The organism is Pseudomonas sp. Marseille-Q1929 (assembly GCF_017316265.1).
Taxonomy (GTDB): Bacteria; Pseudomonadota; Gammaproteobacteria; order Pseudomonadales; family Pseudomonadaceae; genus Aquipseudomonas.
On sequence record NZ_JAFLWU010000008.1, the window covers coordinates 141658 to 160296 of the forward strand.

Consider the following 18639-nt stretch of genomic DNA (forward strand, 5'->3'; position numbering starts at 1 on the left):
GGTCGCTCCTTCATGGCTGGGTAAACTCGACGGCTTCGGCCAGGGTTTCGAGGTTTTCGCCCATGGCCACCTCGAACTCATCCGCGCTGTAGGCAGTGCCAGTGATATGCGACAGCGCAAACACCTTCACGCCGGTGGCGGCCTCGATGGGCTTGGCCAGGTCGAGGGAGAAGTTTTTCTCGGCGAACAGCACACGCACATGGGCGTTCTTGATCGCCTCGATGGTGTTGGCCAACTGGCGTGCCGTCGGCGCGACGCCATGGCGCGGTTCAATCACCGCGCTGACGAACAAACCGAATTCCTGCATGAGGTAGTCGTAGCCGGCGTGCGTGGTCGCACAGCGAAAGCCGGACAGGTCCAGCGCAGCGAAACGGCTCATGAAACGCGCGCGCAGTTCGCGGATACGGGTGGCGTAGGCCAGGGCGTTGTGCCGATAGGTCACGGCGTTGGCCGGGTCCAATTCACCCAGCTTGCGGGCGATCTCGAACACCTGTTGTATCGCGGCGGTGGTGGAGACAAAGGTATGCGGGTTGACCACCTTGACGCCGCCCGGGTCGCCGCCCACGGGAATCAGCGCGACCGAGGCATTCGCCTGGATGATCGGCAGTGTCTGCGTACGGCCGGCCGCCTTGACGATCTGGAAGGCCCATTCGTCGTGGCCGATGCCGTTGACGACCAATGCATCCAGGCTCATCGCACGGGTGATATCGTCGGGTTGCGGTTGGTAGTTGTGCGGGTTCGCCTGCGCGGGGATGAGCGGCACCACCTCCGCGCGGTCACCGACGATATTCGCCACGAAACTGTAGTAAGGGTGCAGCGTGACCCCGATTTTGAGCTTCTTGGTCGAATCGGGTGCCGCGGCCGCCAGGGCGATGACGGGGATCAGTACCAGCAGCGCAACGCAGCCGCGCCACAGTGTGCGAAGTGAGGGAGGGGCAGTCATGGCTGGATTCCTTTGACGCGTTCGACTTCGCTGGCGCCGTCGTAGGGGATGACCTGGCGCCAGCCGGCGCCGACCAGCGACTCGGGCTTGACGATGCCAGGGTAGGGCGCGTTCGGGTCGCGGTGGACCCAGATCGTCGCCTGGTTGGCCCACATGACGCCGGCATGCGCATGCCCGATGATCAGCAGGTACGCGCTCTGCCCCGGCGCTCGACCGGCAGCACCGTAATACACCGTGGCGCCTTGGCCTTGGGTGGCTTGTGACACGCTGCTGGCGGTATCGGCTGACGGGTCATGGGCCTGATGAGTACCGGGCAGGATCAGTTGCCAGTGCACTTGGCCGTTGGTTTTCCAGAAGACGTCACGGTAGAAGGGCGGCAGCAACAGCTTCTGCGCATATTCCAGGGTGATCCAGCCACCGGTGTCGTTGTTGAACCAGATGATTTCTTCACCCGCCGGCAACAGCGCGCTGTGAATGGCTTGGTCAGCGGCGCCCAAGCCATCAAAGGAGCGCACCTGCCAGCTCAAGGGCACGGGCGGGCCGACGCGTTCGGGACGCAGCATCACGTAGCCCAATACGCCGGTGGTGACGGCCAGGGTCGCCAGCAGCAGGCCCAGCGATTCCCATCGACCGGAAGCGGGGCGCACCACCTGGATGGCATTGCTCACGCAGGCCATCAGAGAAACGCAATCCAGCGGCCGAGGACAATCACCCCGGCCCACAACGCCAGCGAACTGAAGCCCGCGACACGTGCCTGGCCGGGTGGTGGCAGCGAGGTGTCCCATTCACCAATGCGGCGAAACGCGCCCAGGTGGAATACCCCCATGTTGAGCCCCGCCAGTACCAGCAGGCCCATCTTCCACAGGAAGGCGGTGTTTTGCACATAGGTGGTGCCGTTGGCGCAGAACATCAGCAGGCCGGTGATCACGCACACACAGAACGCGACCCAGGTGTAGGGCAGCAGGTCCTGGATCAGCCTCAGCGCGCTGCGTCGATGGGCCGCCACACCCAGCAGGCGCAGGTCGACGACGGCAATGGTGCCGTACACGATCGCGATGCCGATCACATGCAGCGATTCGAGCAAGGGAAAGGCTGAGCCCGACTCTCTGATGAAGCTGGCGACGGCGGTGTCCTGGAGGATTTGCAGCAGGGCTTGAATGTCCATGGCGAGTACCTGAAGGCTTGGGTTGAAAACGCTTAGATCGTGTAGGCGATCCAGCGGCCGCAAATGATCACGACGCACCACAATCCGATCGACACCCAGGCCAGCGCCTTGATCGGGCGTGGTGCGGGCTTGTCGGCTGCACGCAGCAGCGGGCGCCGCAGCAACAGCGTCAGGGTGAAGGCCGTCACCACCAGCGCCATCTTCAGCCAGAACGTCGTGTTGACGAGTACCCGGTCGGGCTCGGCGATGACCATGATCAGCCCCGTGAAGAGCAGCACGATCAGTGCATTGCGCATCCACGGGTAGTAACGGCGAACGACACCGCGCAAGGGCTCGTCGGTGGCCAGCACGCCGGCCAGGCGGAGGTCGGAAACGAGCGCCGAACCGAACAGCACGGTGATGGCGAGGATATGAATGCTCTGGACCGTGGGAATGACCCAGAGGATGTCTCGGATGGCGGTGCTCAAAGGCGTCGCATAGAGCCAGGCAATGATGAATGACGATGACATCGGCTTTCCTTCCTCTTGGGGTTAGAAATCTTGGGGTTTAGCGACCGGCTGCAGGCCCGCCGCATCCTCTGGAAGCAGGTAGCCTTCCTTGATCGACACGGCTTTGGCCTCTTCGAATTGCTGTGCGTAGCGGTTGAAGTTTGCGTAGTGCCGGCCAAGCACGTCCTTCGCGTAAGCCACCTTTGTGTCGTAGATCAGGCCGCAACCGGTCTCTTGGTCGGTGAGGTAGACGGCGCTGGGCACCTGCACCCAGGGGGGGCGCACGCCGCCTTGCAGGTTGCCGGTGGCAGGCGCACGTGCGGCGGTCTTGCCGTCGCGCACCACCCGTGGCGCCTCTGGCATGGGGGTGCCTTCGCGCACCCAACGGTCCATGCGATCAAGCAGCGCCGCCGCCACCAGCTCAGCCGGTTCGTCGTACAGCGTCTGGCACCGTGGGTCGTCGCCCTTGCCGATGTCGGCGGCGAGCCGTTCGGTGTGGTCTGTGCCCAGGTCGGCCAGGCGCAGATGGGGCATGCCGGTGACTTCGTAGTAACGCACCTGCGGGCTGTCGGTGTCCGCGGGCAGGGCAATGCCTTCGATTACGTCGTGCATCAATTCGGACTGGCTGTAGACCGTCACGAACGGCACGCCCTCGGGCATCTGGCGCGGCAGCCGTATCACCTCGCCGCCTACCTCTCCGTACGCCATGCGGCCGGTCATGTAGGCATCGATCAGCGGCGTATCGTCCGGCATGCGCCATTGCTGGTGCCGGCCCTGGTCGAGGTAATCCATCCACACTTGTGCCGTCACGGCCCAGCTATTGACGTAGATGCGCTGCACGCCGAAGCCCGCCAGCGGCCCCTGCGCCGCAGGGGTTTTCAGCAGCAGCGCCAACTGCGCCGCAATGCCTTGGGACTGTGGCGGGAACGGATCGGGCGCTGTACCCCGGCTGAAGTGCTCCGGGTCGTAGTAAGTACCCAGGGGGGCATAACGTGCGTAGTCGTAACGGCGCATGAAGTCGAAGTTCACGATCCGCCCGTATTGGGCAATCTGCTCGGCCTCGGCGGCGGGCGTGTCGGCCATGAACTTGGGATCGACGCGCGGCTGGTTGGTGTTCAGCGTGTAGCCGACATAGGCGTAGCCACGGCGCAGCAAATAGTCACGGGTCAGGATCCAGCCGGCGCCACGCTCGCCAAACCAACTGAACGGCTCGATGATCACGGTGCCGTTGAACCGCGCGGGGTCAGCCGGTTTGCGCACCAGAATCCGCGTGGTGTAGGGCACATCAAAACGGTTTTCACCGGCGGCGGTAATGGCCGGGGCGATACCTTGCAGGTAAAACTCTTCTTCGCGGTAGCCGTACCTGTCGAGGTCGCTGTATTCGGTGCCGGGACGTTTCGCCGACGACAGCGGCAGTTGGCCCGACGGCGGCACGGCAATCGCCGTGGGCAGGCGCGGCACTTCTGCACCCGCGTTCGACGCCAGGACCAGTGCCAGCCACAGGCCGCCGAGGGTGATCGAACGCGCCATCCGGCCCACCTCATTCAAGGCTGAGGGACGCCTTGCCCTCGCTGTCGATCACGATCTGGTTGTTCTCGCAGACATACTCCTGGATGGCGTAGCTGGAGCGCTTGTAGTCGAACGTGAAGCGATACGGCGTGTTGAGCACCTGCGGGTCTTCGATCACGACCTGGTCCTCCAAGTGGTCCGGCCCGCGCAGGCGGATGCGCTCGGTGATCTTCATGTCCGGGCCGTGGGGCACGTCATAGAAACGCACGTCGGTACGCACCCGTTGGGTCTGCACCACCAACGTATCGCCTTCCCAATGACCGCGCGAATGGCCCTGATACAGCGGGTCGAGTTTCTCCTTGGGCGGCATCGGCTGGTTCAACAGAACCCGGCGCACCTGTTGCAGGTATTCGCCCAGCACGATCACCTGCTTGTCGTCGTGGATGATCTGGATCGGGAACAGCGCGGCCATCATTATCGGCATGCCTTCAGGCAGGCATTTGGCGCTTGTGGTCGCGAGCGGCGTCCCGGCTTCGTTGGCCGCCGCCTGTTTTTTCTTGAGCGCGGCATAGTCGGCGGCATAGGGCGCCTTCAGGTCCATCGGCCCGCCGGGGTGCACGGGGTCGTCCGGGTTCTCACCAAACCAGTCGTCCGGGGTACGTTCCCAGGTGCCGCTGATGTCGGGCTTGGGTGTGGGCATTGTCGCGGCGTTGCCTAAACCGGTGACGGTCGCGAGGGCAAAGCCCAGGCCGATCATGGCCGTGTGCAAGGTGCGTGTCGGTTTCATAGAGACGTCTCCACGTGAGGGTGCTGTTCGGTTGGGGCGGCTGAAAGGGTGCGTTCAACCGCCGCCCGAGAGCACCACGTCACCGATCTTGATCTCCACCAGCAGGCCGCCGGGCTCACCGTTTTTCAGTGGTTTGAAGGACACCTCGGCGTTCTCGCCAGCCTTGATCGAGTCCGCGCTCCAGCCGGTGCGTTGCAATGCGTTGACGCTGCCGGTCTCGATCTTGTAGCGCTGGGCCGGTGGGCCAGGGGCATCGAGGTAAATCGTGATGTGCGGGTTGGTCCAGGCAAAGCGCTCCACCACACCCTTGACCGTCACGGTGCGGGTCTGGTCGAACAGTGCGAAGGAGTGGTGGGCAGTGGCGACTGACGACAACGCGCTGCAGGTAACGAGCGTCAGTAGACAAAGTCCCTGACGTAACAACGGGGAAGGGGGGAATACGGTCATGACGGGTGCCTCGGGTTCTTATGGTTCTTATGCCGCCAGCATAGGGCGCCAGGGAACCCGGGCCGTAGCCCAAAACGGCAACCAATGGCCGTGATGACCGGTAGTTTTTGAAAGACCCTGCACATGCTGATTTGGGTTACCGCTTGCCCAAGCCGAATCGGAACACTCGTGTCTCGCCTCATAAATATAAAAACAGGAGAGACGTCATGCGCACCCCACCCTATGCCCCGTTATTGTCGTTGGTCGCACTTTGTGCATGTGAGCCGCAGGCACACGCCTACACGCTCTACAACGAAGAGGACGGCGGCACCGTGTTGAACGCTGAACTGGGCGCCGGCTTCGGCTGGCTCGGCAGTACCCGCAACTACCTCGGCGACCCCGAGCGCGTGCCCGGCAGCATGCGTTGGCAAGAGGGCTACGCCAAATACGGCCTCAGCGGCACCACCGACAAGCTCACCGCCGGCTCGCTCTACGGCGGCTTCAGCCTGCTCAGTTCCGGTTCATGGGGCGACGGCGACACCGGCAAGATCACCGCCGGCAACGAGCGCCGTACAGCCGTTGAGGACGCATACCTGGGCTGGCGTTCGGGCGAGCTGATACCCGCCCTGGGCAAGGACGGCGTGGATTTCTCGTTTGGCCGCCAACTGGTGACGGTGGATGGTTTCCTGATCACCGACGATGGCTTCAACCCCGGCAAGGCCTTCAGCCCCATCGAAGGCGTCAGCGATGGGCGCTTCGACCGTGGCGGCGCGTTTTACCTCGGCCAGCGCCTGGCGTTTGGCAATACGGCGGTGCTCAAATTGGGCGGCACAGAGGGCTTGCACGGCAGCCTTATCTGGCTCAAGTCGGATAACCCAGGGCAGTCCAAGACCGAAGTCGCTGCGGCTACCGTCGACTACACCACGCCGTTCGGCTCAATCGGTTCAACCTATGTGCGCGGCCTGGATGTGGAAGAGCGCTACGCCTTCGGGGACCGCATGGAGCGCAAGGGCATGAACATCTACAGCTTGCGCGGCCAGGGCAATGCGGGGATCGAAAATGCCGACTTTGCCTTTGAAGTCGCCCGCCAGGAAAAGCGTTCAGGCTCACAGCGGGCGATGTTCTTCGACGCGGGCTACACCTTTACCGACGTCAAATGGCAGCCGACGCTGAGCTATCGCTACACGCGTTATTCCGAAGGCTGGGACTTCCTGTTCCAGGGTGGTTTCCGCAAGCGTTACCAGGGCGAAGTCGCGGTCAATTACGCCGGTTCCGTGACGTCGAACATGCAGATCAACGACGTGCTGCTCTCCGTGCGGCCGACCGACAAGCTGACGCTCAACGCCATGGCGTTCGACTATCACCAACTGTCCCGTCGGCAGCAACAGAACTTCAGTGCGCGCGAAGTCGACTTCTTCCTTGATTGGATGGTGACGGACAACATCACGCTGTCGCCGTTGATCGGCTTCTACAAACCGCAAAAGTGGCTGGGCAATGGTGGGCTTCAGAGTGGCAGTGCATCCACCAACACGTACCTGCAGTTCATCGTGTGGGTGACATTCTAGGAGAGGGGCACAAGGGCAGGCGTTGGCAGCTTGTGCCAACGCCTGTTTGTCAGAGCATGCGACGCAGTACGTCGTTGCGCGGGTCTTTGTCGTAGAAGCGGTGTTTGAGGGCGCCGGCGATGTGCAGCACGATCAGCGCAAGCAAGGTATAGGCGAACACCTTGTGCAGCAGTTGGAACACCACGAACCAATCATCATTTTTCGGCAGCAGCTCGGGCAGGTTGACGCCAAAAAAGAACACCCCATCGCTCAGGGTGAACGTGCTCGACATGGAGTAGCCCATCAGCGGCACGATCACCAGCAGTGCATACATCACCCGCTGGATCAGCCTGGACAGCATCTGTTCATAAGGCATCAACGTTGCCAGCGGTTGGGGAATGTTCGGGGTGAAAAAGCGCACGGCAATCTGCGTCAGCACCAGCAGGAACGCCAGCACCCCGAAGGATTTGTGCCAGGGGTAGTACAGCTCGAACTTGCTCGCCACTTCATCATTCATGCCGGTCATGTGCCAGCCGGCCCAGAGCAGGCCGGTAATGATCACGGCACGCACCCAGTGCAGCAGGCGCAGGGACGTCGGATAACGATCGATTGTCGTTTGCTTGTTTGCGTTCATCACGGTCTCTCCAACGCTCATCAAAGACACCACCCTCGCTGAAAGGGTGGTTCGCTCAGTGCAGGGGGTCAGGTGGGCATCAATACCGTGATGACCTTCTCCTCGGTGTAGGCCAGTGCACCGCTGAAACCGCCTTCGCGGCCGATACCGCTGGTCTTGACCCCGCCCCAGGGCAGGTTGGCATCCAGCGGGCTCCAGCAGTTGATCCCCACGGCACCGGCCTTGACGGCTGCGGCGACGCGGTGTGCACGCACCAGGTTGGTGGTCCACACGGTCGCCGCCAGGCCGTAGGTGGAATCGTTGGCCAGTGCGACGGCCTCGTCTTCAGTGTCGAAGACGATCAAGGTGCCGACGGGCCCGAAGATCTCGTCCCTGGCGATCGCCATGTCATTGCGGGCATTGGCGAAAATGGTCGGGCGCACGAACCAGCCCTTTGTCGACGTGGACACGCCGCCGGCCAACAACGTCGCGCCTTGGTCGATGCCCAGCTGGATGTAGCGGTTGACGCGGTCAAACTGGGCTTTCTTGGCCACTGGTCCCATCTGCACGCCAGGCTGCTGTGGATCGCCCACGCTGACCGCTTGCGCCGCCTCGGCCAGCGCCGCGCCAAAACGTTCGGCGATACTGCGCTGGACCAGAATGCGCGAGCCGGCGGCACACACCTGGCCCTGGTTGGCGAACAGGCCCAGGGCACAGCCGCGCAGGGCGTCTTCAAAGGCTGCGTCATCGAACACGATCTGCGGGCTCTTGCCGCCCAACTCCAGGGCCACGCGCTTGAACAGCACCCCAGCGGTGCGCTGGATTTCGCGACCGGCTTCGGGGCTGCCGGTGAAACTGATCTTGGCGACGTCCGGGTGTTCGCACAGGGCGCGACCCACTTCGGCGCCGTAGCCGGTGACCACATTGATCACGCCATCCGGGAAACCCGCTTCCTGCGCCAGTTTCGCCAAGTGCAGGGCTGACTGCGGGGTTTCTTCCGAAGGCTTGATCACCACGGTACAGCCTGCCGCCAGCAACGCGGCAAGCTTCCACACGGTGATCATCAACGGCGAGTTCCACGGCACGATGGCTCCGACCACGCCCACCGGCTCGCGCACGGTATACGAGAGGGTTTGAGTGCCAAAGTAGCCGCCGGTGGGAATGGTGCGACCTTCCAGCTGGTTGGCCCAGCCGGCGGCCGCGCGCAGGTTGGCGATGGCGTTGGGCAGGTCCATGCGGCGGGGTTCGATGGGGGAACGGCCGATGGCGTTGGCGTCCATGTCGGCCAGTTGCTCGGTGTCGCGTTCCACCAGGTCCGCCAGTTTCGCCAGCAGCCGGCCACGCTGGGCGCCGCTGAGTTGGCGCCACTCGCCACGTTCAAGTTGGTGCAGCGCTGCGCCGACGGCGGCATCGACGTCCTCGGCCGTGCCGCGTGCGGAGCTGGCATAGACCTGCTCGGTCACCGGGTTGATCAGGTCGATGCGGCGTTTGTCCGAGGCGGCAACCGACGCACCGGCAATGAAGTGATTCAACTGTTCAGTCATGTTGTGCTCCAGGGGTCAGGCCTTGAGGGAGGCCAGGGCATCGCCGAAGATGTCCAGTGCCTTGAAGAACAGCGCACGCGAGATGGTCAACGAAGGCATCACGCGCATCACGTTGCTGTAGCGACCGCAAGGAATCATCAGCACACCGTGGTTGATCAGGTAGCCCATGAGCTGGCCGATTTTTTCGCCGGCCAGGGGCGCCTTGGTGATCGGGTCTTCCACCAGCTCGATGCCGATCATCAGGCCGCGCCCGCGCACCTCGCCGACGAAGGGGCTGTTGAAGCCACGGATGCGTTCCTGGGCTTCCAGGCCCAGGGTGTGGGCACGGTTGAGCAGGTCGAGCTCCGGGTCTTGCAGGATGCTGATGTTGGTCAGTGCCACGGCCGACGACAACGAGTTGGCTGCGAAGGTGTTGGGCATCGAGCCGTCTGGGATCTTTGCCGCCAGGTCCGAGCGCATGATCAGGCCGGCCATGGGCAGGTCGCTGCCGATGCCCTTGCCGAAGGTGAGCATGTCGGGCTTGACGCCGGAGTGCTCGACCGCCCACATCTTGCCGGTGCGCCCGGCGCCGGACTGCACCTCGTCGACAATCAGCAAGACGCCGGCGCGGTCGCAGGCCTTGCGCAGCAGTTGCAGGAACTCGGGTGAGGGCGGCACGTAGCCGCCTTCGCCCTGTACCGGCTCGACGATCACGGCGGCCACGTCATCGGCGGCGGTGTACGGGGTGTTCAGCAGGTAGTCCACATAGTCGCCGGCGATCTGCTCGGCGCTTTGGTGGGTAGTGTCGAAGGGGAAGCGGTAGGCATACGGGTAGGGCGCGTGAATCACGCCGCCCATCTGCGCGCCATAGCCCTTGCGGTAAGCCGTGCCGGTGGTGAGGGCACCCGACGCATTCCACACCCCGTGATAGCCGCCATGAAAGGCAATGATCTGATGCCGCCCGGTGATGCGCTTGGCGAACTTGATCGCCGCTTCCAGCGCATCGCTGCCGCTTTGGGTGAAGAAGGTGATGCAGTCACCGCGCAAACCGTCCGGCGCGATCTCGGACATTTTGGCCGCCAGTTCGGTGCGGCGGGTGCTGTTGATCTCCAGGGCATGCATCAGCACTTCGGATTGCTCACGGATGGCCTGCACCACTTTCGGGTGGCAGCGACCTACGCTGCTGACGCCCACGCCGGCGGACAGGTCGATATAGGTGTTGCCGTCCGGGTCCTTGAAGGTTGCGCCGAACGCGCGGTCCATGGCCACCGGCATGCGCCCGCCACCGCGTGCCATCGACTCAGTGCGTGCCGACAAGGCCAGGGCCTCGCTTGCCTTGGGGCCAGGCAGGGCGCTGGAGATGATGCATGGGGCATCTGCGAAGTGCAGGGATTCAAGTTTGGATTCACTCATGACGGTCTCTCTGGAATGTCGATTTTTGTCAGTTGGATCATCTGCGTGGCGGGTTCCAGGCCGGTAGCCCGAATCGGCAACTGCGCGTGCAGACAACGCCGGTCGAGCGAATTCCAGAAACAAATTGCAGGATTTCTGCTATGTGCGACTATCGAGCGCAGCGGCGATCAAAAAACAAGAAATATGGGTAGAGGCTTTCCACACCATGAGAAACCAGACGATCAGCCATTTTCGCGACATCCACGTGCATGCTGCCACCGTCCAGCAGTGGAACCAGGACTACAGCCAGCTGACCGCCGGCTGCGCCGAAAGCACGCTGATGCAGCTGACGACGACGGGCTGCCACTTGTTTCTTGAACAGATCAACCAGCGTGTCGTGCAGAACGGCGTAGCCCCCCGGGGCAAGATGTGCTTTGCCGTGCCAATCAATGTGCCTGGCTCGATCCGCATGCAGGGCCGCGATGTGGACGACAGCAGCCTGTTTTTTCTGCATGGGGGCGAGGAATTCATGTTCCATATGCCGATGGGTATGGAGCTGCTGTCCATCACCTTCGAGCGCGACCTGTTTGAACAGGCACTGGAGCAGATCGCGTCAGCCAAAGAACTCAACCAGTTGCTGCGCCAACCCGTGATCAAGGTGTCACCCCTGCGCTTTGCCCAGGCGCGGCGGCGATTGGTGGCCTTGTTCTCCCAGGCACTGATGTACGACGAACTCGACACCACGTTGGATCGGGAGCGCGAGGTGGCGCTGGAACAGGCCATGCTCAGTGAGCTGTTGCAGCTGATGATCGACCCCGACTGCGACAAACAGCAGCGCAGCCCCAGTTCCACTCGCAGCTTTATCGTCGAGAAATGCCACCGCCTGGCGACTGCAGAACTGCTCAATGTGCCCAGCGTGAACGAGCTGTGCCAACGCTTGCAGGTCAGTCGGCGCACGGTGCAGAACAGCTTTCGCGCGGTGGCCGAGACCACTCCGCTCAATTACCTGCGCTCCGTGCGCCTCAACGGCGTGCGCCGCACCTTGATGACGACCCGCGCGTGCGATCTTTCGATTGGTGATGCCGCCGCACGCTGGGGTTTCTATCACCTCAGCCATTTCGCGGCGGAATACCAGGAGCTGTTCGCGGAGTTGCCGTCCCATACCGCACGGGCGGCCTTCAAGACCTGACCGTCTTCCTCCGCGCGAAGGGACAGACTGAGTTGCATGACCGATTTGGGATATCGGGACGTTCATGAGCAGGCATAGGATCGAATCCAGCATGCGACAAGAACGACGAACCCTCCAGCGATTGCCTCATACAATAAGGTCAAAAAAATGAGTGTACCTCTCCCGGTCAATAGCTCCACGGAGCTCAAGCGTGGCGCCCTGGGTGTCGGCTTTATCATCTTCTTTGTGGTGTCGGCGGCCAGCCCGTTGAGCGTGATTGCCGGCGGTTTTCCGATTGGCATCATGCTTGGCAACGGCGCGGGCACGCCGGCACTGCTGATCCTGGCGCTGTTGGTGTTGTTGGCGTTTTCGGTCGGCTACACCACCATGTCCCGGCACGTGACCAACGCCGGCGGGTTCTACGCGTTTACCTCCCGTGGCCTGGGTGGCCTGGCCGGTGGTGCGGCTGGGGTGCTGGCGATGTTTGCCTACAACATCCTCCAAGTCGGCTTGTACGGCATGTTTGGTGGTGTGGTCAGCGGCACCATGGCCAGTGTGTTTGGCCTTGAATTGCCCTGGTGGGCCTACTCGCTGTTGGCGATGGCCAGCGTGGCGATCCTGGGGTATCGCAAGATCGACCTGTCGGCGCGGGTGCTCTCGGTGGTGGTGATTGCCGAATACCTGGCGATCCTGATCCTGGATTTCGCCATCCTCAAATCTGGCGGCGACAGCGGTATCAACCTCGACGCGTTCAACAGCACGCATGTGTTCAGCGGTACGCCGTCCATTGGCCTGCTGTTTTGCTTTGCGGCGTTTATCGGCTTTGAAGCCACCACTATTTATGGCGAAGAGGCGAAAAACCCGCAACGCACCATCCCCATTGCTACGTACTGTTCAGTACTGCTGATCGGTGGGTTCTACGCGTTGTCGGTGTGGGCGATGGTGGTGGGTGTGGGGGCGGACAAAATCGTGCCGCTGCTGCAGTCGTTGCAAGACCCGACGACCTTTATCTACGGCATGTCCGACCACTTCGTCGGCCCGCAGCTGACTCAAATTATTCGTGTGCTGTTCATGGTGAGTATCTACGCCGGGCTGCTGGCGTTCCATAACGCCGCCGCGCGGTATTTTTATGCGATTGGCCGTGACGGCCTGCTGCACAGTCTGTTGGGCACTACCCACCGCGTGCACCAGAGCCCGCACATGGGTTCGGCGTTGCAGAGCCTGATTTCGGCGGTGGTGGTGCTGATCTTCGCGGCGATGGATGCCGATCCGATCCTGCAACTGTTCGCTTGGTTGTCGAACCTGGCGACGCTGTGCGTGATCCTGCTGATGGCGCTCACCTCCGCTGCGGTGCTGATGTTTTTCCGCCGTCACCCCGAACTCAAGGTCGGGCTCTGGCGTGGGCAGATCTTCCCGGGGTTTTCGTGCCTGGCCCTGCTGGCGGTGTTGGTGCTGGCGGTGGTGCATTTTGACGTGCTGACCGGCGCCAGCGTGGCCTTGTCCTACGCCCTGTGCGCGATCATCCCGGCGGCCCTGCTGGGCGGCGTGTACCTTGCCGTGCGCCTGCGCAAGACCTCGCCGCAACGCTTCCTGGCCTTGGGCAGCCACAAGCTTTAAGGCTGCTTGCTGGGAGCTGTTGCAGATAGCTCCACCGATCCCCTGTGGGAGCAGGCAAGCCAGCTCCCACATTTGACCGTGTTCACAGATCAGAATGTGGGGGCTTCAAGAAGGAGTCCGGTGCTTCTTCACACGCGAAAATGGCCGACCAACTGCTGTTGGTGATTGGCCATGTCGTGCAGGGAATCGCTGGCCCGCGAGGCATCGTGCATGCGCGTGGCCAGGGTTTCGCTGATGCCCCGAATGTCACTGACCCGCTCGCTGATGTCTTCCACCACGGTGCTTTGCTCCAGGGCGGCGCTGGCGATTTGCTGGTTCATTTGCTCGATCACGTCCACGGCCTGGGAAATACCCGCCAGCGCCGCACGGGTCTGCTGCACCTGCAGCACGCTGCTGCTGGCCTGTTCACGGCTCGCTTGGGTGCTGTGTACCACCGCCTGGCTCAGCTGTTGCAATGTCTCGATCACGCCTCGCACCTGTTCGACCGAGTGTTGGGTGTTGCTTGCCAGGTGTCTGACCTCATCGGCCACCACCGCGAAACCGCGTCCCTGTTCACCGGCCCTGGCGGCTTCGATAGCGGCGTTCAACGCCAGCAGGTTGGTCTGCTGGGCAATGGCGCTGATGACGTCGAGCACCTGGCCGATCTGCGCGCTGCTGTCGGCCAGTGCGTTTACCTGGCTGAGGGTGGCGTCCAGGCGCTGATCCAGGCTTTCGATGCTGCGCTCGGCCGTGGCGAACACCCCTTGGCCCGCGCTGCTTGCGCTTTGAGCCGCGCTGGCGGCGTCGGCGGCGCTGTGGGAGTGACGCGCCACTTCCTGGGCACTGGCGCTCATTTCGTGCAGAGCGGTCGCCGCCAATTCCACTTCGCGGTACTGGCGTTGCATGCCGGTGCTGACTTCGCGGGCGATGCCGGACGAGGTGTCGGCATGGTTACGGGTATCCACGGCGGCGCTTTGAATCGCGCGCATCATCGGCTGCAGTGTGTCGAGGAAGCGGTTGAAACCCTGGCTCAGCCGGCCCAGTTCATCCTGGCGTCCGGCAGGCAAGCGTTGGGTCAAGTCTCCGTCGCCCTCGGCGATGGCCTCCAGCAGGTTGGCCACCTTCAATAGCGGCCGGGTCACGCCGTACGCCGCCAGCCAGATCAGCAGCATGCCCAGGCTGCTGGCCAGCAAGCCCAGGCCCAGGTTGAACCAGTTGGCGTCGCGGCTCTTGCGGTCCAACGCGTTCTGCATTTGTCGGGCGGGGGCCTGGACCAGGGCCTGCGGCACTTTGAGCTGCAACTGCCACGCCGGGTTGCCCGCGACGGTCTGCACGGCTTGGCGGATATCGACGGTAGGCCCCTCGGCGACGCCGCTGCGTCCCGCGATCTGATCGGCGGGGGACAGGATCGTCACTTCGCTCGCGCCCGCGTACAGGTCCTGGCCCAGGTTGGCGGCAAGCTTTTGCAGCGTCTCGAGACTGACGTCGATGCCGATCACGCCGAGCACGTTGCCATTGACGATCAGCGGCACGGAAATACTGCTCATCAGCACATCACGGCCTTCGACCTGGCTGGTATACGGCTCCACCACGCAGGTACGCCGCTGGGTTTGCGGGCAGCGATACCAGTCGGTGTCCGGATCGGCGCCGGGGAGGGTGTGGTTAGCGGTGATTTGCGCTTCGCTGAGCACATCCTGCACCAATTGCCCCGGCTGGCTTTGTGACCAGTACAACGCAAAACGCCCGGTTTCGTTGCCTGCCAGGGCCGGTTGCGCGGCAAATTCCGCGTCGGCGGCCGTCGGTAGCAGCACCACGAACAGGCCCAGCACGTTCTCGCGCTTGAGCAGGGTCTGGCGAGTGACATTGACCAGCGCCTCGCGCAATTGCGTGGCGTTGAGGCGGCCCTTGACGGTCTGCTCACGCAGTTGGGCGACCTGTTCGGCGAAGCCTTCGATATACAGCGCATTTTCGTTGAAAAACCGCTCGACGCGCTGGCCATGGGCAACCGCCTGGGCTTGCAAGCGTGCCTCGGCTGCTTGCCCCAGCAACTGACTGCTCTGCTGCTTGAGCAGGTCGGCGCTTTGCTGGTTTTGGTACACGCCGGCTGCCAATAGCGCGCCGACCACTGCCAGCAGGCAGAGCCCGCTCAAGAGGGTGATTCGCCATTGGAGGGAGAGATGAACTAGACGCATGACTGAGGTTCCTGCACAAGGCATTCGGGGAGCGAGCGGGGTGAGGCGAGCATGCGGGGGGACGGGATAAGCGGCTATCCCGAATCGGCAAGCGCTGTCGGCTGGCCGAGGGTGGCTTGACCTGTTTTGGGGCGACGTCTTGGATGCTACCGATTTGGGATAGCGAGCAGTTTGGGCGCGGGCATAGGATCAAATTCAGCGCGCAACCAAAACAAAACGCTAACGGGCGCCGATGCGACTTGGTCGGGCCCACCCAACAGCGACTGCCTCATACAACAAGGTCAAAAAAATGAGTGTATCTATCCCGGTCAATAGCTCCACGGAGCTCAAACGTGGCGCCCTGGGTGTCGGCTTCATCATCTTTTTCGTGGTGTCGGCGGCCAGCCCACTGAGTGTGATTGCCGGTGGTTTTCCCATCGGCATCATGCTCGGCAACGGCGCCGGTACGCCGGCATTGTTGATCCTGGCCTTGCTGGTGTTGCTGGCGTTTTCGGTGGGTTACACCACCATGTCCAAGCACCTGACCAACGCTGGCGGTTTTTACGCGTTTACCTCCCGTGGCCTGGGTGGCCTGGCCGGCGGTGCGGCCGGGGTGCTGGCGATGTTCGCCTACAACATCCTCCAGGTCGGGCTGTACGGCATGTTCGGCGGGGTGGTCAGCGGCACCATGGCCAGTGTCTTTGGCCTTGAATTGCCCTGGTGGGCCTACTCGCTGTTGGCGATGGCCAGCGTGGCGATCCTGGGGTATCGCAAGATCGACCTGTCGGCGCGGGTGCTGTCGGTGGTGGTGATTGCCGAATACCTGGCGATCCTGATCCTGGATTTCGCCATCCTCAAATCCGGCGGCGATAGCGGTATCAACCTCGACGCGTTCAACAGCACGCATGTGTTCAGCGGTACGCCGTCCATTGGTCTGCTGTTCTGCTTTGCGGCATTTATCGGCTTTGAGGCCACCACCATCTACGGTGAAGAGGCAAAGAACCCGCAACGCACCATCCCGATTGCCACTTACTGCTCGGTACTGCTGATCGGCGGGTTCTATGCGTTGTCGGTGTGGGCGATGGTGGTGGGGGTAGGGGCGGACAAGATCGTGCCGCTGCTTCAGTCGTTGCAAGACCCGACCACCTTTATCTACGGCATGTCCGATCACTTTGTCGGCCCGCAGCTGACCCAGGTTATTCGTGTGCTGTTCATGGTGAGCATCTACGCCGGGCTGCTGGCGTTCCACAACGCCGCCGCGCGCTACTTCTATGCGATTGGCCGTGACGGCCTGCTGCACAGCCTGTTGGGCACTACCCACCGCGTACACCAGAGCCCGCACATGGGCTCGGCGTTGCAGAGCCTGATCGCTGCGGTGGTGGTATTGATTTTTGCCGCCATGGACGCCGACCCGATCCTGCAACTGTTCGCCTGGTTCTCCAATCTGGCCACGTTGTGCGTGATCTTGCTGATGGCCCTGACCTCAGTGGCGGTGTGCGTGTACTTCCAGCGGCATCCCGAACTGAACGTGGGACTCTGGCGTGGGCGCATCCTGCCCGGTTTCTCCTGTCTGGCCCTGGTGGCGGTGTTGGTCCTGGCGGTGGTGCACTTCGACGTGTTGACCGGGGCCAGCAAAGTCCTGTCCTACGGCCTCTGCGCGATCATTCCGGTGGCCTTGATCATCGGCATCTATCTCGCCGCACGGCTACGAAAACTCTCGCCGCAGCGTTTTCACGCGCTGGGCAGCCACAAGCTTTAACGCCGTACTCGATAAGCCAGACAAAACGGCCTGCCGCCTTTCGGCATGGCCCGTCAGTGTGTGAAAGGAAGGTTTCCAATGCAGAACTACAAGATGCTGATCAACGGTATCCAGGTCGCCGGTGACAGGGGCCAGTTTGATGTGATCAACCCTGCCACCGGCAAGGCGTTCGCCCAGTGCCCGTCGGGCTCGCTGGCCCAGCTCGACCAGGCGGTCGACGCCGCGCAAGCCGCGTTCAAGACCTGGCGTAACAGCAGCCATGCCGACCGTTGCCAACGCCTGCTGGCCATCGCCGCCGATATCGAGCATGACGCCGATGCGCTGGCCCGGCTGATTGTGCAAGAACAAGGCAAACCGCTGGAGCTGGCATTCTCCGAAGTCATGGGCGCCGCTGCCTGGACCCGCTATGCGGCCGGGCAGGAAATCGCCGTGGAGTTGGTGGAAGACACCCCCTCGCAACGCATCGAACTGCACCGCAAGCCGTTGGGCGTCGTGGCATCGATCACCCCATGGAATTGGCCGTTCATGATCGCCGTGTGGCACATCATGCCGGCGCTGCGGGCCGGCAACTGTGTGATCAGCAAACCGTCAAGCCTGACGCCGCTGAGCACCCTGGGCCTGGTCGAGATCATCGCCCGCCACGTGCCCCAGGGCGTGATCAATTGCGTGACCGGCGAACAGGGTTTCGGCAGCGCGATCACCGCGCACACCGGCATCCAGAAAATCGTGTTTACCGGCTCGACTGCCACCGGCCAAAGCGTGATGCGCGGCGCCGCCAGCAACCTCAAGCGCCTCACCCTGGAACTGGGCGGCAACGACGCGGCCATCGTCTTGCCCGGTACGCCGGTAGACGCGGTGGCCGAAGCGATTTTCCAGGCGGCGTTCCTGAACATGGGCCAGACCTGTGCGGCCCTCAAGCGCCTGTACATCCATGAGTCGCAATACCAAGCCTTTGTCGATGCGCTGACGCAGATTGCCGCGCGCCAAGTGGTCGGGGATGGCCTCGACGCAGGCGTCACCTTTGGCCCGGTGCAGAACCTTGAACAACTGCAACTGGTGGAAGCACTGGTCGCCGATGCTCGGGCCCACGGCGCGCGGGTGTTGTGTGGTGGTGCGCGCCTGGATCACCCCGGCTTCTTCTATCCGCCCACGCTGGTGGCAGATGTCACCGACGGTCATCGCCTGGTGGATGAGGAACAGTTCGGCCCGGTATTGCCCTTGATCGCCTACCGCGATGTCGAGGACGTCCTGCAGCGCGCGAATGCCGGTGACATGGGCCTGGGCGGGTCGGTGTGGGGGCCGGACGTGGCGCAGGCCCAGGCCTTGGCCAGCCGCCTGGAAAGCGGCGTGGCGTGGGTCAACTGCCACGCGCAGATCCAGCCGAACACGCCGTTTGGCGGCAGCAAGATGTCCGGCTTCGGCGTCGAGTTCGGCCTGGAAGGGCTGCTGGAATTCACCGGCCAGCAACTGCTGTTTGTGCGCAAGGGCGCGACTGAATAAGGAACATGACCCTGTACGAGAAAGACAAAAGCGCCAGCGTGAAGGCGGCGTTCGC

At 62.9% G+C, this 18639-nt stretch carries 16 protein-coding genes; 5 read left to right on the forward strand and 11 right to left on the reverse strand.

Annotated elements, in window-relative coordinates:
• Positions 1–10 precede the first annotated feature (10 nt).
• The 7 genes from J1G37_RS12255 to J1G37_RS12285 are packed head-to-tail and all read right to left on the reverse strand — an operon-like array spanning position 11 to position 5339.
• A complete protein-coding gene (locus J1G37_RS12255) occupies positions 11–943 on the reverse strand; it encodes a zinc ABC transporter substrate-binding protein (RefSeq protein WP_207041968.1) in 933 nt (310 codons plus the stop codon).
• The gene (locus J1G37_RS12260) at positions 940–1611 is read right to left on the reverse strand and encodes a hypothetical protein (RefSeq protein WP_207041970.1); all 672 of its coding nucleotides are present in this window, start codon (positions 1609–1611) and stop codon (positions 940–942) included. The genes J1G37_RS12255 and J1G37_RS12260 overlap by 4 nt, the downstream gene beginning before the upstream one ends.
• An 8-nt stretch (positions 1612–1619) precedes the next feature.
• Positions 1620–2108 (reverse strand): DUF6644 family protein, encoded by a 489-nt coding sequence (locus tag J1G37_RS12265; RefSeq protein ID WP_207041972.1) that lies wholly within the window; start codon positions 2106–2108, stop codon positions 1620–1622.
• Between the two features lie 32 nt (positions 2109–2140).
• Entirely contained in the window at positions 2141–2617 is a 477-nt protein-coding gene (locus J1G37_RS12270; RefSeq protein ID WP_207041974.1) for a DUF6644 family protein, read from the reverse strand.
• Positions 2618–2638: 21 nt separating this feature from the next.
• The gene (locus J1G37_RS12275; protein WP_207041976.1) at positions 2639–4126 is read right to left on the reverse strand and encodes an alpha/beta hydrolase domain-containing protein; all 1488 of its coding nucleotides are present in this window, start codon (positions 4124–4126) and stop codon (positions 2639–2641) included.
• Positions 4127–4136: 10 nt separating this feature from the next.
• Positions 4137–4892 carry a hypothetical protein gene (locus J1G37_RS12280; protein ID WP_207041978.1) on the reverse strand — a complete coding sequence of 252 codons (756 nt, stop codon included), beginning with the start codon at positions 4890–4892 and terminating at the stop codon, positions 4137–4139.
• 54 nt (positions 4893–4946) lie between these two features.
• Positions 4947–5339 (reverse strand): DUF6152 family protein, encoded by a 393-nt coding sequence (locus J1G37_RS12285; RefSeq protein WP_207041980.1) that lies wholly within the window; start codon positions 5337–5339, stop codon positions 4947–4949.
• 206 nt (positions 5340–5545) lie between these two features.
• Between J1G37_RS12285 and J1G37_RS12290 the strand changes: the two genes are divergently transcribed.
• On the forward strand, positions 5546–6883 hold the full coding sequence (locus J1G37_RS12290; protein WP_207041982.1) for a hypothetical protein: 1338 nt from the start codon (positions 5546–5548) through the stop codon (positions 6881–6883).
• A gap of 49 nt (positions 6884–6932) precedes the next feature.
• Here the strand turns inward: J1G37_RS12290 and J1G37_RS12295 are convergent, their stop codons facing one another.
• The 3 genes from J1G37_RS12295 to J1G37_RS12305 all read right to left on the reverse strand — a co-directional run bounded on the left by J1G37_RS12295 (position 6933) and on the right by J1G37_RS12305 (position 10411).
• The gene (locus J1G37_RS12295) at positions 6933–7496 is read right to left on the reverse strand and encodes a cytochrome b (protein WP_207041984.1); all 564 of its coding nucleotides are present in this window, start codon (positions 7494–7496) and stop codon (positions 6933–6935) included.
• A 68-nt stretch (positions 7497–7564) separates the two neighbouring features.
• Positions 7565–9019, reverse strand: coding sequence for an aldehyde dehydrogenase family protein (locus tag J1G37_RS12300; protein WP_207041985.1), 1455 nt, complete (start codon positions 9017–9019; stop codon positions 7565–7567).
• A 15-nt stretch (positions 9020–9034) separates the two neighbouring features.
• Positions 9035–10411, reverse strand: coding sequence for an aspartate aminotransferase family protein (locus J1G37_RS12305; protein ID WP_207041986.1), 1377 nt, complete (start codon positions 10409–10411; stop codon positions 9035–9037).
• A gap of 205 nt (positions 10412–10616) precedes the next feature.
• Here J1G37_RS12305 and J1G37_RS12310 point away from each other — a divergent pair, with 205 nt between their 5' ends.
• On the forward strand, positions 10617–11579 hold the full coding sequence (locus J1G37_RS12310) for a helix-turn-helix domain-containing protein (protein WP_207041987.1): 963 nt from the start codon (positions 10617–10619) through the stop codon (positions 11577–11579).
• A 147-nt stretch (positions 11580–11726) separates the two neighbouring features.
• A complete protein-coding gene (locus J1G37_RS12315) occupies positions 11727–13175 on the forward strand; it encodes an APC family permease (protein WP_207041988.1) in 1449 nt (482 codons plus the stop codon).
• A 128-nt stretch (positions 13176–13303) separates the two neighbouring features.
• On the opposite strand, the gene J1G37_RS12320 is transcribed toward J1G37_RS12315, so the two are convergent.
• Positions 13304–15346 (reverse strand): methyl-accepting chemotaxis protein, encoded by a 2043-nt coding sequence (locus tag J1G37_RS12320; protein ID WP_207041989.1) that lies wholly within the window; start codon positions 15344–15346, stop codon positions 13304–13306.
• A gap of 289 nt (positions 15347–15635) precedes the next feature.
• Between J1G37_RS12320 and J1G37_RS12325 the strand changes: the two genes are divergently transcribed.
• Together J1G37_RS12325 and J1G37_RS12330 are read left to right on the forward strand one after the other, a co-directional pair.
• Positions 15636–17084, forward strand: a complete 1449-nt coding sequence (locus J1G37_RS12325; RefSeq protein ID WP_207041990.1) for an APC family permease — start codon at positions 15636–15638, stop codon at positions 17082–17084.
• Positions 17085–17162: 78 nt separating this feature from the next.
• Positions 17163–18584 carry an aldehyde dehydrogenase family protein gene (locus tag J1G37_RS12330; RefSeq protein ID WP_207041992.1) on the forward strand — a complete coding sequence of 474 codons (1422 nt, stop codon included), beginning with the start codon at positions 17163–17165 and terminating at the stop codon, positions 18582–18584.
• Positions 18585–18639 lie beyond the last annotated feature (55 nt).